The sequence below is a fragment of the Ornithinimicrobium sp. genome, from assembly GCF_051004135.1.
Taxonomy (GTDB): domain Bacteria; phylum Actinomycetota; class Actinomycetes; order Actinomycetales; family Dermatophilaceae; genus Ornithinicoccus.
In genome coordinates, this window is sequence record NZ_JBPCKQ010000116.1 from 1 (window position 1) to 13,148 (window position 13,148).

The 13,148-nt window shown below is 71.9% G+C and carries 12 protein-coding genes; 6 read left to right on the top strand and 6 right to left on the bottom strand.

Features of this window, described 5'->3' with window-relative positions; translation table 11 throughout:
- Nucleotides 1-245, top strand: a 245-nt coding sequence (locus ACR2FV_RS07325; RefSeq protein WP_434015035.1) for an aldehyde dehydrogenase family protein, incomplete at its 5' end; no start/stop codon positions are given.
- A 28-nt stretch (nt 246-273) separates the two neighbouring features.
- Nucleotides 274-1,071 (top strand): 3-oxoacyl-ACP reductase, encoded by a 798-nt coding sequence (locus tag ACR2FV_RS07330; protein ID WP_434015036.1) that lies wholly within the window; start codon nt 274-276, stop codon nt 1,069-1,071.
- Between the two features lie 54 nt (nt 1,072-1,125).
- On the opposite strand, the gene ACR2FV_RS07335 is transcribed toward ACR2FV_RS07330, so the two are convergent.
- Genes ACR2FV_RS07335 through ACR2FV_RS07345 form a run of 3 tightly spaced genes read right to left on the bottom strand, consistent with a single transcriptional unit; the run spans nt 1,126 to nt 2,873 of the window.
- Entirely contained in the window at nt 1,126-1,326 is a 201-nt protein-coding gene (locus ACR2FV_RS07335; RefSeq protein WP_434015037.1) for a hypothetical protein, read from the bottom strand.
- Nucleotides 1,327-1,374: 48 nt separating this feature from the next.
- Nucleotides 1,375-1,989 carry an isopentenyl-diphosphate Delta-isomerase gene (gene idi / locus ACR2FV_RS07340; protein ID WP_434015038.1) on the bottom strand — a complete coding sequence of 205 codons (615 nt, stop codon included), beginning with the start codon at nt 1,987-1,989 and terminating at the stop codon, nt 1,375-1,377.
- Between the two features lie 14 nt (nt 1,990-2,003).
- Nucleotides 2,004-2,873, bottom strand: coding sequence for a UbiA family prenyltransferase (locus ACR2FV_RS07345; protein ID WP_434015046.1), 870 nt, complete (start codon nt 2,871-2,873; stop codon nt 2,004-2,006).
- Nucleotides 2,874-2,926: 53 nt separating this feature from the next.
- On the opposite strand from ACR2FV_RS07345, the gene ACR2FV_RS07350 reads away from it, so the two are divergent.
- Genes ACR2FV_RS07350 through ACR2FV_RS07360 form a run of 3 tightly spaced genes read left to right on the top strand, consistent with a single transcriptional unit; the run spans nt 2,927 to nt 5,619 of the window.
- Entirely contained in the window at nt 2,927-4,003 is a 1,077-nt protein-coding gene (locus ACR2FV_RS07350; RefSeq protein WP_434015039.1) for a type III polyketide synthase, read from the top strand.
- Between the two features lie 4 nt (nt 4,004-4,007).
- Nucleotides 4,008-4,529 carry an isoprenylcysteine carboxyl methyltransferase family protein gene (locus ACR2FV_RS07355; RefSeq protein WP_434015040.1) on the top strand — a complete coding sequence of 174 codons (522 nt, stop codon included), beginning with the start codon at nt 4,008-4,010 and terminating at the stop codon, nt 4,527-4,529.
- Between the two features lie 52 nt (nt 4,530-4,581).
- Nucleotides 4,582-5,619, top strand: coding sequence for an NAD(P)/FAD-dependent oxidoreductase (locus tag ACR2FV_RS07360; protein WP_434015041.1), 1,038 nt, complete (start codon nt 4,582-4,584; stop codon nt 5,617-5,619).
- Here the strand turns inward: ACR2FV_RS07360 and ACR2FV_RS07365 are convergent.
- A complete protein-coding gene (locus ACR2FV_RS07365; protein WP_434015042.1) occupies nt 5,583-7,064 on the bottom strand; it encodes a GH1 family beta-glucosidase in 1,482 nt (493 codons plus the stop codon). The two genes, ACR2FV_RS07360 and ACR2FV_RS07365, sit on opposite strands and share 37 nt — an antisense overlap.
- A 322-nt stretch (nt 7,065-7,386) precedes the next feature.
- Between ACR2FV_RS07365 and ACR2FV_RS07370 the strand changes: the two genes are divergently transcribed.
- Nucleotides 7,387-8,472, top strand: coding sequence for a LacI family DNA-binding transcriptional regulator (locus tag ACR2FV_RS07370; RefSeq protein WP_434015043.1), 1,086 nt, complete (start codon nt 7,387-7,389; stop codon nt 8,470-8,472).
- Nucleotide 8,473: 1 nt separating this feature from the next.
- On the opposite strand, the gene ACR2FV_RS07375 is transcribed toward ACR2FV_RS07370, so the two are convergent.
- Together ACR2FV_RS07375 and ACR2FV_RS07380 are read right to left on the bottom strand one after the other, a co-directional pair.
- On the bottom strand, nt 8,474-10,453 hold the full coding sequence (locus ACR2FV_RS07375; protein WP_434015044.1) for a DEAD/DEAH box helicase: 1,980 nt from the start codon (nt 10,451-10,453) through the stop codon (nt 8,474-8,476).
- 176 nt (nt 10,454-10,629) lie between these two features.
- Nucleotides 10,630-12,729, bottom strand: coding sequence for a DNA gyrase/topoisomerase IV subunit B (locus ACR2FV_RS07380; RefSeq protein WP_434015045.1), 2,100 nt, complete (start codon nt 12,727-12,729; stop codon nt 10,630-10,632).
- Between the last annotated feature and the right edge of the window lie 419 nt (nt 12,730-13,148).

Sequence of the window (13,148 nt, forward strand, 5' to 3'; positions counted from 1 at the left end):
CGGTGCGGCTGGCCAACGACACGGCATACGGGCTGTCCGGCTCGATCTGGACCCGCGACGTGGGACGGGCGCTGCGGGTGTCCCGCGCGGTGGAGGCGGGCAACCTGTCGGTCAACTCGCATGCCTCGGTGCGCTACAGCACGCCGTTCGGCGGGTTCAAGCAGTCCGGACTGGGCCGCGAGCTCGGGCCCGACGCGCTGGACGCGTTCAGCGAGCTCAAGACCGTCTTCATCGCTGACAGCTAAGACCCGACGAGAGCAGGAGGAACGACTCATGACCGAGCAGCAGGGCGTGCCCGGGCGACTGAGCGGACGGGTCGCCGTCGTGACCGGAGGGGCGAGCGGCATCGGCCTGGCCAGCGTCCGGCGGATGGCCGCCGAGGGGGCCCGGGTCGTCATCGCCGACATCTGCGAGGAGCAGACCGGCTCCGCGGTGGCACAGCAGGTGGGCGGCCTGTTCGTGCGCACCGACGTGAGCGACGAGGCGCAGGTCGAGGCGCTGTATGCGCTCACCCACCGAACCTACGGGGCGATCGACATCGCGTTTCACAACGCGGGCATCAACCCGCCGGATGACGCCTCGGTGCTCGAGACCGAGGTCGAGGCTTGGCGCCGAGTGCAGCAGGTCAACCTGGACAGCGTCTTCTACTGCTGCAAGCACGTGCTGCCCTACATGCTGGAGCAGGGCCGCGGCTCCGTCATCAACATGGCCTCGTTCGTCGCGGTGATGGGCGCGGCGACCTCGCAGATCTCCTACAGCGCGTCCAAGGGCGGGGTGCTGTCGATGTCGCGGGAGATGGGCGTGCAGTTCGCCCGGCGTGGGGTGCGGGTCAACGCGTTGTGCCCGGGGCCGGTCAACACACCGCTGCTGCAAGAGCTGTTCGCCTCGGACCCGGAGCGCGCGCAGCGGCGTCTGGTGCACGTGCCGATGGGGCGCTTCGCCGAGCCCGACGAGCTGGCAGCCGCCGTAGCATTCCTGGCCAGCGACGACGCGTCCTTCATCACGGCCAGTGAGTTCCTGGTCGACGGGGGGATCAGCTCGGCCTACGTGACCCCACGGGAAGGCGACTAGCGCCGGGTATGCGGTGGCGCCAGGTATGCGGTGGCGCCGACGGGACTGCGCCGTTCAGCCGTGCGCGTCGGGGACGGCGTCGGCGCCGCCCTCGGCCGTCTCCTCGTTGAGCGTCGTGCCGCCGGCCTCGGAGACCTGGCCGGACCTGCCGCCCTTGTCCGACGACGGAGCGCCGGGGCCGGTGTCGGGACCAGGGGTGCCCTCCTGCCCCTGGTCGGGCTGCTCGAGGTCTTCGGGGCCGGGGTTCTCACTCATGCAGCCAGCATCGCACGGCCCGGTGACGACCCCGCAGGTAGGGCACCCTCAGCGCAGCCGCGCGGCCGGGGGCAGTCGCCGAGCCTGCCCGACCGGCCAGTCGCCGGGGTCGGGACCGAGGTCGTGCAGCAGCCGCACCTGCTGCCGGCACCACGGCGACCAGCCGGGCTCCTGCGCCAGCACCGCGCCGGCGAACCGGAGCCACGGCATCCAGTCGCTCGCCGCCACCTCAGCGCGCTCCAGGCGCAGGTCCGGGCCCCGGTCGACCCGGGCCACCAGCACCGGGCAGAGCTCGTGCTCGACCACCCCGTCCATCTCGGCCCGGTAGCCGAACTCGGGCAGCACCAGCTCGACCTGCGCCGCTCGGATGTGCAACCCGAGCTCGTCCCGGGCGCGGCGGCATACGGCGTCCACCAGAGTCTCCCCCGGTGCCGGGTGGCCACACAGCGAGTTGGTCCACAACGCCGGGAAGGTGGTCTTGCCCAGCGCCCGGCGGGTCACCAGCAGTCGGCCCTGCGGGTCGAGCACATAGCAGGAGAAGGCCAGGTGCAGCGGCGTGTCCGCGTGGTGCACACCGGCCTTGGCGGCCGTCCCGACGGCCCGACCCGCGGGGTCCAGCAGCACCACGAGCTCGGAGGCCGACCCGCCCGTCGACGCCGTCACGGCGGTGTCCCCCCTCACCGCAGCACCAGCCCGGCGACGTCGAGCAGGGCGATCCCGATCGCGGCGGCGAACGGGGTCCGGCCCCGGGTGCTCCAGGCCACCACCGCGAGCGCCAGGCACAGGGTCAGGACGGCCCACGCCCACCAGGGGACCGGCCCGGCGGGAGCGAGCGTCACCACCACGGACCCACACAGCAGCAGCAACGGGCCGAGGACGCGCACCCGCCGCTCCCCCAGCCGGTGCGGGAGACCGCGGACCCCCGCCCGTTCGTCCTCGACCAGGTCGGGCAGCACGTTGAGCAGGTGCGCCCCCACCCCGAGCAGGGCACCGACGACCGTCATCCACACCGGCGGCCAGACCGGCTGGGGGCCGGCCAGCCAGACCACCGCAGGCAGCGAGCCGAACGCCACCGCATACGGCACCCACGACCACACGGTCGGCTTCAGCCCCAGGTTGTAGGCCCAGCCCGAACCGACCACGAGCACCAGGTGCACCAGCGCGGCCCGCCACCCCAGGGCCGCCGACAGCAGCACGGAGGCCACGAGGGCCCCCACGATCGCGACCCGCACGGCCCGGACCGGCAACTGACCGCGGGCAAGCGGCTTGTCCTGGCGGTGCGCCTCCCGGTCGCGCCGTGCGTCGACCAGGTCGTTGGACCAGCCGATGCTCAGCTGACCGGCCAGGACGGCGGCCGACACGAGGAGCACGAGCGACGGTCCGGACCAGAGCACACCGGTCGGGTCGGCGGGGACCGACGCGGTCGATCCCGGCCTGCTGCCGAGGGCCAGCAGCGCGGTCAGCGCGGTCACGGCGACCGTCGGGCCGGGGTGGCAGGTCTGGGCCAGACCGCCGATCACGGCCCGCCTGGTCACCACCTGCGGCATCACGACCCGAGCCTAAGGCGGCGAGGAGGCCGAACCCTCCGTAGGGTGCCCTCGTGTCCACCATCGCCTCCGCCCGAGGGGTCCTGCCCGAGCACCGCTACGCCCAGCACCAGCTGACCTCCTTACTGGCCGAGCTGGCGGGGGTGCCCGCGGGCCGGGTCGACGCCCTCGCCCGCATCCACGCCAACGCGGGGGTGGAGCATCGCCACCTGGCGCTGCCGCTGGTCGACTACCCCGACGCCACCGCGGACTTCGGTCGGGCCAACGATGTCTTCCTCGAGGTCGGCACCGAGCTGGCCCGGCAGGCCGTTCAAGGGGCCCTCGATGATGCGGGGCTGGGTGCCCCCGACGTCGACCTGATCGTCTCGACGACCGTGACCGGGGTCGCGGTGCCTTCCCTGGACGCCCGGCTGACGGCCCTGATGCCGCTGCGCCCGGATCTCAAGCGGATCCCGATCATGGGTCTGGGCTGCGTCGGCGGCGCGGCCGGGATCGCCCGGGTGCACGACCATCTGGTCGGCCACCCCGGCGACGTGGCGGTGCTCCTGTCGGTGGAGCTGTGCAGCCTGACCCTGCAGCGCGACGACCTGAGCACGGCCAACCTGGTGGCCAGCGGACTGTTCGGCGACGGTGCGGCTGCGGTCGTGCTCACCGGCGCCGCAGTTCGGCCCAACGACGGTCCGCAGGTGCTGGGCAGCCGGAGCCGGATGTATGCCGACACCCAGCGGGCCATGGGCTGGGACGTCGGCCGCACCGGGCTGCGGATCGTGCTGGGGGCGGAGGTCCCCGATCTGGTCCGGGTGCACGTGCGCGACGACGTCGACGCGTTCCTCGCCCTGCACGGGCTGAGCCGCGCCGACATCGGCTGGTGGGTCGCCCACCCTGGGGGCCCCAAGGTGCTGGACGCCCTGGCCGAGGCGCTCGAGGTGGACCCGGAGGCGCTCGGGGTGACTTGGCGGTCCCTGGCTCGGATCGGCAACCTGTCGTCGTCCTCGGTGCTGCACGTGCTGGCCGACACGCTGCGCGACCATCGGCCGCAGCCCGGGAGCTACGGTGTGCTGATGGCGATGGGTCCGGGTTTCTGCTTGGAGACGGTGCTGCTGCGGATGCCCGAAGACCCAGCCGGCTGACCCGATGTCGACCTCCCTCACGTGGTATGTCGCGCTGATCGCCCTGGTCGTCCTGGAGCGGGTGGCCGAGCTGGTGCTCTCGCGCCGGCACGCCGCCTGGGCGCTGGCCCGCGGCGGCGTGGAGTTCGGCGCCGGGCACTACCCGGCGATGGTGCTGCTGCACAGCGCGCTGTTGGCCGGCGCGCTCGGCGAAGCCTGGCTGGCCGACCGGCCGTTCGTGCCGGCGCTGGGCTGGGCCATGGTGGCCCTGGTCGTGCTGACCCAAGGGCTGCGCTGGTGGTGCATCGCGACCCTGGGGCGACAGTGGAACACCCGCGTGATCGTGGTGCCGGGCCTGCCGCTCGTGGACGGCGGGCCCTACAAGTGGATCCGGCACCCCAACTACGTCGCGGTGGTCCTCGAGGGCATCGCGCTGCCGTTGGTGCACACGTCCTGGCTCACCGCCGTGGTCTTCACCCTGCTCAACGCCTGGCTGCTGAGCGTGCGGATCCGCACGGAGGACGCCGCCCTGGCCACGGGGCGCTGATCACCCCGGTAGCCTGGTCAGGGATGAGGGGAGCAGGGATGACGGGCAGCCCATGGCCACCGACCTGATTGTGATCGGCGGCGGACCGGTGGGCCTGGTCACCGCGCTCTACGCCGCCCACGCCGGCCTGCGGACCATCGTCCTCGAGCCGCGCAGCGGTGTCATCGACAAGGCCTGCGGCGAGGGCTTGATGCCCGGAGCCCTGGCGTCGCTGGCCGAGCTCGGCATCGACCCGCCGGGCCGGCCGCTGACCGGGATCCACTACACCGACGGCGAGCGCAGCGCACGAGCGTGGTTCCGGCGCGGTGCGGGGCGAGGGGTGCGGCGCACCACCTTGCACCGCTGCCTGCTCGACGCTGTCGACGCGGCCGGAGTCGACGTGCAGCACCGCCCGATGGTGGGCCTCGCCCAGGACCAGCACGGGGTGAGCGTCTCCGGCCGGGGCGAGCTGCGGGCCCCGTTCGTCGTCGCCGCCGACGGGCTGCACTCACCGACCCGGCGGCTGCTGCGGCTGCAGGTGCGCAGCAACGGACCGCGTCGGCACGGCCTGCGCCAGCACCTGCGCACCAGCCCGTGGAGCGACCACGTGGAGGTGCACTGGGGCCGCCGGGCGGAGGTCTATGTCACCCCGGTGGCCGACGACCTGGTGGGGGTCGCCGCGCTGACCAGCGCCCGGGGGCCGCTGCGCGAGGTGCTGGCCGAGTTCCCGGAGCTGACCGCCCGGGTGGCCGGGGCGACGTCGGTCACACCGCCCCGCGGCGCCGGTCCGCTGCGGCAGATCAGCACCTCGCGCCGGGTCGGCCGGGTGCTGCTCGTCGGCGACGCCGGGGGGTATGTCGACGCCCTGACCGGCGAGGGTCTCAGCGTCGGCTTCGCCCAGGCCCGGGTGGCCGTCGAGGCCATCGGCGCCGGACGACCGCAGCACTACCCGGCCGCCGCGCGCTCGGTCAGCTGGCGCAGCAGCCTGCTCACGCGCGGCCTGCTCACCGCCACCGGACCGCAGTGGACCCGGCGGCACCTGGTGGGTGCGGCAGCCTCCCTGCCGTGGGTGTTTCAAGGCGCAGTGGACGAGCTCTCCCACCCGCGCTGAGCGGACCGGCCCTCGGTCAAGGCGGGGTCCCTCGGGGTCACCTGGCCGGTGGCTGCCACGTCGGCATACCAGAGCGCGCTGGCCTTGGGGATGCGCGCGAGACTCTCGTAGTCGACCCGCACGATCCCGAACCGCTTGCTGTAGCCGAAGGCCCACTCGTAGTTGTCCAGCAGCGACCACAGGAAGTAGCCGCGCACGTCAGCGCCTTCCTGAATCGCTCCGTGGACCGCGAGCAGGTGCTCACGGACATAGTCGATCCGGTCCTGGTCGTCGACGAAGCCCCGCTCGTCCGGCTCGTCGGCATACGCCGCGCCGTTCTCGGTCACCACGAGCGCGACCCCGCGCGGCCCGGTGTAGGTGCGGTGCAGTCGGCCGAGCAGGTCGCTCAGACCCTCGGGCAGCACCTCCCAGCCCATGTCGGTGGTGGGCAGGTCGCGGGTGACCAAGGTGACGTGCTCCGAGCCGGGGTTCGGGGAGGGCGGCCCCTGCGCCCGCTGCCGGCGCGCCGCCTCGACAGCCTTCTCGGGGTCTACGCCGGTCACCGCCTGGCCGGCGTAGTAGTTGACCCCCAGGACGTCGATGGGGGTCGAGATGACCTCCAGGTCACCGTCCTGCAGCAGGTCCGCGGGCCACAGATCGGCGACATCCGCCAGCACGTCCTGCGGGTAGGCGCCGGTCAGGATGGGCTCGACGAAGAAGCGGTTGGACATCCCGTCGGCGCGTCGGGCGGCGTCGCGGTCCCCGGCGCTGGTCGGGTCGGCCGGGCGGATGTCGGCGAAGTTGAGGGTCAGACCCAGGTCGAGCCCGGCGTCCCGCGAGCGCAGCTCCTGCACCGCCAGCCCGTGCGCCAACATCAGGTGGTGGGCAGCTCGCAGCGCCTGAGCGCCGTCGGTCTGACCGGGCGCATGGTGGCCGTTGCCGTAGCCGAGGAACGCCGAGCACCACGGCTCGTTGAGCGTGGTCCAGTAGCGCACCCGATCGCCGAGCTCGTCGTGCACCGTCTGCGCGTAGTCCACGAAGCGGTATGCGGTGTCGCGGGCCGGCCATCCACCGGCGTCCTGCAGTCGCTGCGGCAGGTCCCAGTGGTAGAGCGTGAGCCACGGGGTGATGCCCCGCGCCAGCAGGGTGTCCACCAGGCGGGAGTAGAAGGCCAGGCCCTCAGGGTGGGGTTCGCCGCCACCTGGGCAGACCCGGGCCCAGGACACGGAGAACCGGTAGGCCCCCAAGTTGAGCCGGCTGATCAGCTCGACGTCGTCGGCATACCGGCCGTAGTGGTCGCAGGCCACCGAGCCGTCCTCACCGAGCAGCACCGCCCCCGGGACTCGGGCGAAGGTGTCCCAGATGCTGTCCTCCCGGCCGCCCTCGTGGGCGGCGCCTTCGATCTGGTAGGCCGCAGTGGCGGCGCCCCACAGGAAACCGGGTGGGAAGGTGACCGGATCGAGCATCGTCAGCTCCGAATCTCGCGTGCAGTACAGGGGGTGCAAGCAGCACTCAGGGTAGACGCGGCCATGACGACCACGTTACTCAATCGTTACACGTCTGTGACGTCAGAAAACCCACACCGGCCGTTGCAATCGCTTACATTACCTATATTCTCTCACCGCCGAGGGGCCCCGCCCCTCGGCTAACCAGCGAAACGGAGGCGGGCCCATGCCCTCACGCAAGACAACCCGTCGCTTCCCGGTGGTCATCTTCTTGCTCCTGCAGCGCTTCTTCGTCCGCGGCCTGCTGGCCGGTGGCGTCAAGGGCTGATGGGTCACAGGGCACGTGAGCACCATCTCAGAGGTGGCGCGGGCGGCCGGGGTCTCGGTGGCCACGGTCTCCCGCGCCCTTCGAGGAGTCAGCACCGTCAACCCGCATACTCGGGACCGGGTGCTGGCCGCCGCCGATCAGCTGCACTACGTCGCCTCCCCCACGGCAGCCTCCTTGGCCTCCGGGCGCACCCGCGTGGTCGGCATCGTCACCCCCTTCATGACCCGGTGGTTCTTCGTCACCGCCATGAGCGCCATCGAGAAGGTCCTACGCGAGCACGACTTCCACGCCCTGCTGATCGACCTCGAGGCCGACGACATGATGTCGCGGCGCCCGCTGACCAACCAGATGCTCAGCAAACGCGTCGACGGACTCATCACCATCACGGTGCCCCTGCGCCCCGATGAGCTGGCTCTGCTGCAGCGCCTCGACCTACCCGTCGTGGCCATCGGCAACCCCCTGCCCGGGCACCCCCTGGTCCGCATCGACGACGCCGCCGCCGTGCACACCGCCGTCGACCACCTGGTCGAGCTGGGCCACACCCGGATCGGCTACGTCGGCGCTGTACCTCCCGACGCCGAGCACCGGCTCGTGCCCGGCGGCCGCCTGCACGGCTTCCGCGACGCGATGAGCGGGCACGGCCTGACCGTCCAGGAACGCTGGGTCATCACGTGCGACTGGACCGCCCAGGACGCCGCCCGGCGCACCGCCCCCGTGTTCGACACCGACCACACCCCCACCGCGATCCTGGCCGCCAGCGACGAGATGGCCATCGGCGTCATGTCCGTGGCCATCACCGCCGGGCTACGCATCCCCCAGGACCTGTCGGTCGTCGGCGTCGACGACTACCACTTGTCCGACGTCGTCCGGCTTACCACCATCAGCCAGGACGTCACCGCACAAGGTCACGCCGCCGCCGCGATCCTGCTGCACACCCTCCTCGGCGACACCGAGTCCCCTGCACCCGACCTGCCCGCCGGCCTGACCGACGAGCAGACCCTGACCCTGCCGACCAGCCTGGTCCGCCGAGCCACCACCGGCCGCCTGCGCAGCGCCGCTGCCACGCCGCCATCCTTGCTGGGCTCGCCCACCGACCGCTGACCTACCGGCTGCCCGACCTCGCTCCCCGACCTGCGCTCTCGCGCCGGCCGGCGGAGCTATTGCCCCGGTAGCCTCCCCGGCGATCACCCGGACGACCGGCGCGATCACCGGGACGGGAGCCGGCGCGACGCGGGGGCCGCAGCACAGCGTCGAGGCGCGACTGCGGGATGGCCTCGCCGCTCGGCACCCGTCCGCCGGCGGTGGCCAGGACCGCGCGGTCGCCCGGCCCTGCGTCGACCGGACGGGCCTGCACTCCGGCCGAGTCCATCATCCGGCCGACCTGGCGGCGTTGGTGCGGAAGGGCCAGGGTGACGACCACGCCGTCCTCGCCGGCGCGGGCGGTGCGTCCGGAGCGATGCAGGTAGTCCTTGTGGTCGGCCGGGGGGTCCACCTGCAGCACCAGGCTCACGTCGTCGACGTGAATGCCTCGGGCCGCCACATCGGTGGCCACGAGTACCGGGATCTCCCCGGTCCGGAAGGCCTCCAGCACCCGCGTGCGCTGGGCCTGGTTGAGGCCGCCGTGCAACGCCGCGGCGAAGACGCCGGACTCCCGCAGCTGCAGTGCGACACGGTCGCAGCCGAGCTTGGTGCGCACGAAGACCAGTGTGCGGCCGGACCGGTTGGCGATGGTGGCGGTCACAGACTTCTTGTCGTGCGGGTGCACGAGGAACACGTGGTGGTCCATGGTGGTGACGCTGGCGGTCGCACTGTCGGTGGAGTGCGTCACCGGGTCCTCCAGGTAGCGCTTGGCCACCTTGTCGACTCCGTGGTCCAGGGTGGCCGAGAACAGCAGTCGCTGTCCCCCACTCGGGGTCAGGTCCAGGATCTGCGAGATAGCCTCCACGAAGCCCATCTGGGCCATGTGGTCTGCCTCGTCGAGCACGGTGACGTGCACCTCGGACAGGTCTGCCGCGCCGCGCTCGATCAGGTCCCAGAGGCGACCGGGCGTGGCGACCAGCACGTCGACGCCCTCATCCAGGGACCGCAGCTGGGGGGTGTAGGACATCCCGCCGGCGATGAGCTGGTGGCGCAGTCGCAGCGCGGACATCAGCGGCCGCAGGGCGTCCACGATCTGGCTGGCGAGCTCGCGAGTCGGCGTCAGCACGATGGCGTGCGGGCGGTGCGGCCGCGCCCGGGGCAGCTGGACGAGCCGGTGCAGGGTCGGCAGCCCGAACGCCATCGTCTTGCCCGAGCCGGTCTGACCGCGACCCAGCAGGTCGCGCCCGGCCAGTGCGTCCGGGATGGTCGCGGACTGGATCGGGAACGGCGCGACGATGCCCTGGCGGGCGAGGGCCGCGACCAGGTCGGGGTGCAGACCGAGCGCCGCAAACCCGTTGTCATCGGTCACCGGGGCGGCGGCGGGCCTCTTCACCCCCGACAAACCCTCGCGATCTGCTTCTCCACGACTCGCAGCACGATCCACACGGGGCTCCTCGAAGCGACGGTCCACACGGGGCTCCTCGAAGCGACGCTCGCCGCTCCTGCGCTGCTCGGTGTCACGCTGATCGCGGCGAGGGGTCGACCGCTCCCACGGGGCCGCGCGGTGTGCCTCGTGCTCGGCGCGCTCCCGACTGGAGGGTCGACGGTCAGGCGCCCGGTCGCTGGAGTCGGGGCGCCCCGCTCGCTCTTCGCGGTGACTACGGAAGCTGTGCTCGCTGCGCGGCTGGCGATGGCCGGTGCGCTGCTGACCATTGCGCTCCTGGCTTGTGCGCTCCTGGCTTGTGCGCTCCTCCCCGGGCATGTCCGAGGGGCGACGCCGAGACGGTCGCCGTCCGCGGGCGATTCGCGTCTCCTCGCTCCAGCGAGGGGACTTGCCTGCCCGACTGCCGCTGGCGCCACTGGAGTGGGACGAGCCCGCTCGCTGCTGCGCCTGCTCCCGGGCGGCCCGGGACGCCTTCTTCTGTGCGGCGGTGTGCCGGGGCTTCTTCTTGGTGGTGCTCTTGGTCGAGGGCGCGCCGGAGCGCGCGGGCTTGTTGGCCATAGTGGCTGGTGCTCGCTTCGTGATCGTCGAGGTGGGTGCGCCTCGACGCCTCTCGAGCGTGACCGGACCTACCTCCAGGCGCTGCATCGGCGCCCGATGGGCCACCGAAGGCGGATCGTCCGGTGGCAGATTGGGGTGCCCGACCCACATGGTCGGGACGTCCAGCGTAACAGTCCTCAGGCGTCGATGCGCTCACGGTCGAGGTCGTGCGCGGAGTCCACGATGAAGTCCTTGCGCGGGGCGACGTTGGTGCCCATCAGGAGCTCGAACATCTCCTCAGCCCTGGCCGCATCGGCGAGGGTGACCCGGCGCAGTGTGCGCCGGCGAGGGTCCATCGTCGTCTCGGCCAGCTGGTCTGCGTCCATCTCGCCGAGCCCCTTGTAGCGCTGGAACGGCTGCTTGACGGTGCGACCCCGCTTGTGCAGCGCCGCCACGGTGCGCCGCATCTCAGGCTCGGTGTAGGTGTAGATCAGCTCGCGCTTGGAGCGACCGGAGGCGGCAACCTCGATGCGGTGCAGCGGCGGCATGGCGGCATACACCCGCCCTTGCTGGACGAGGGGACGCATGTAGCGGAAGAACAGGGTGAGCAGCAGGGTGCGGATGTGGGCGCCGTCCACGTCGGCATCGGTCATGATGATCACCTTGCCGTAGCGGACCAGGTCGGGGTCGAAGGACCGCCCGGACCCCGCGCCGATCACCTGGATGATGGCGGCGCACTCGGCGTTGTGCAGCATGTCCGAGACCGAGGCCTTCTGGACGTTGAGGATCTTGCCCCGGATGGGCAGCAGGGCCTGGTGGTCGCTGGAGCGGGCGAGCTTGGCCGTGCCCAGGGCGCTGTCCCCTTCGACGATGAACAGCTCGGACCGCTCGGTGTCGGTGCTGCGGCAGTCCGCCAGCTTGGCCGGCAGCGTCGAGGACTCCAGGGCGTTCTTGCGGCGCTGGGTCTCCTTGTGCAGGCGGGCGGAGACCCGCGACTTCATCTCCGCGACCACCTTCTCCAGCACCAGTGCGGACTGCGCCTTGTCACCCCGCTTGGTCGAGGTCAGTCGTGCGGTCAGCTCGGTCTCGACGACCTTGGCCACGATCGCGCGCACGGCCGCGGTGCCCAGCACCTCCTTCGTCTGTCCCTCGAACTGCGGCTCGGCCAGACGCACCGTGACCACGACTGTCAGACCGGCCAGCACGTCGTCCTTGTCGATCCGGTCGTTGCCGACCTTGAGGCGGCGAGCGGCGAGCTCGACCTGCTTGCGCAGGACCTTGACCAGTGCCTGGTCGAAGCCGGCGAGGTGGGTGCCGCCCTTGGGGGTGGCGATGATGTTGACGAAGCTGCGCACCGTGGTCTCGTAGCCGGTGCCCCAGCGCAACGCGACGTCGACCTCGCAGTCCCGCTCCACCTCGGTGGAGGTCATCTGCCCGTTGTCACCAAGCACCGGCACCGTCTCGGTGAACCTGCCCGAGCCCTGCAGTCGCCAGGTGTCGGTGAGGGCCGGGTCGATGGCCAGGAAGTCGGCGAACTCGGCGATCCCCCCGTCGTGGCAGAAGAGCTCCTCGTGCGGACCGTCGTGTCCCGGAGTGCCGGGCAGGCCACGCTCGTCCCGGACAGCCAGGGTGAGCCCCGGCACCAGGAACGAGGTCTGTCGCGCCCGCTCGAGCAGCTCGTCATAGGCGAACTGCGCGCTCTTGAGGAAGATCTGCGGATCGGCCCAGTAGCGCACGCGGGTGCCGGTCACCCCCCGCTTGGTGCGCCCCGCGATCCGTAGCTCGCTGGTGCGCTCGAACGGGGTGAAGTCCGCGTCCGGCCCCGGCACCCCCCCGTCGTCGAAGACGCCGGGCTCGCCACGGCGGAAGCTCATGGCGTGCGTGCGCCCGCCCCGGTCCACCTCGACGTCCAGCCGGGCGGACAGAGCATTGACCACCGACGCGCCGACTCCGTGCAGACCTCCGGAGGCGGTGTAGGACCCCCCGCCGAACTTACCCCCGGCGTGCAGCTTGGTGAAGACGACCTCGACCCCCGACAGCCCGGTCCTTGGCTCGGCGTCCACCGGGATGCCCCGGCCGTCGTCACGGACCTGCACCGAGCCGTCCGCCAGCAGCGCGACTTCGATCCGCTGCCCCTGGCCGGCGAGGGCCTCGTCGACCGAGTTGTCGATGATCTCCCACAGGCAGTGCATCAGCCCCCGGGAGTCGGTCGAGCCGATGTACATGCCCGGACGCTTGCGGACGGCCTCGAGCCCCTCCAGCACCTGCAGGTGGCGCGCGGAGTAGTCGGTGGCCACGCAGCTCTCCTCGGGTTCGCAGGGTTCGGGTTCACACGGTCGGTGTCCTCGCAGAGTAGCCGAGCGGGCCGACGGACCTGCGCGGGCACACCGAGCAGAGTGTGATCCGAGTCACAGATACGATCCGGTGCAGTCTCCGCGACGAACCACCATCGCGCTCGATGTGCCGGTGCGTCATCCATCGGCGACGGGCGGCTGGAGGCGCAGGCACTCGCTGTCCGCATCCCCAGTGCGGTAGGCGGTGGCTCGAGGCAGTCGGTGCCGTGACTGTGCGGGCCACAGCCGCCGCTCACCGGTGGTTCCGTGACGATCATCGCGGGAGGGCGGGGGGGTTGTCACGTCCCCCGCCCCCCCTTTTTTTCTTCCCCCCCCCCCCCCCCCCTTTCCGCTCCCCACCCAATCCTCACCCCCCTTCGTTT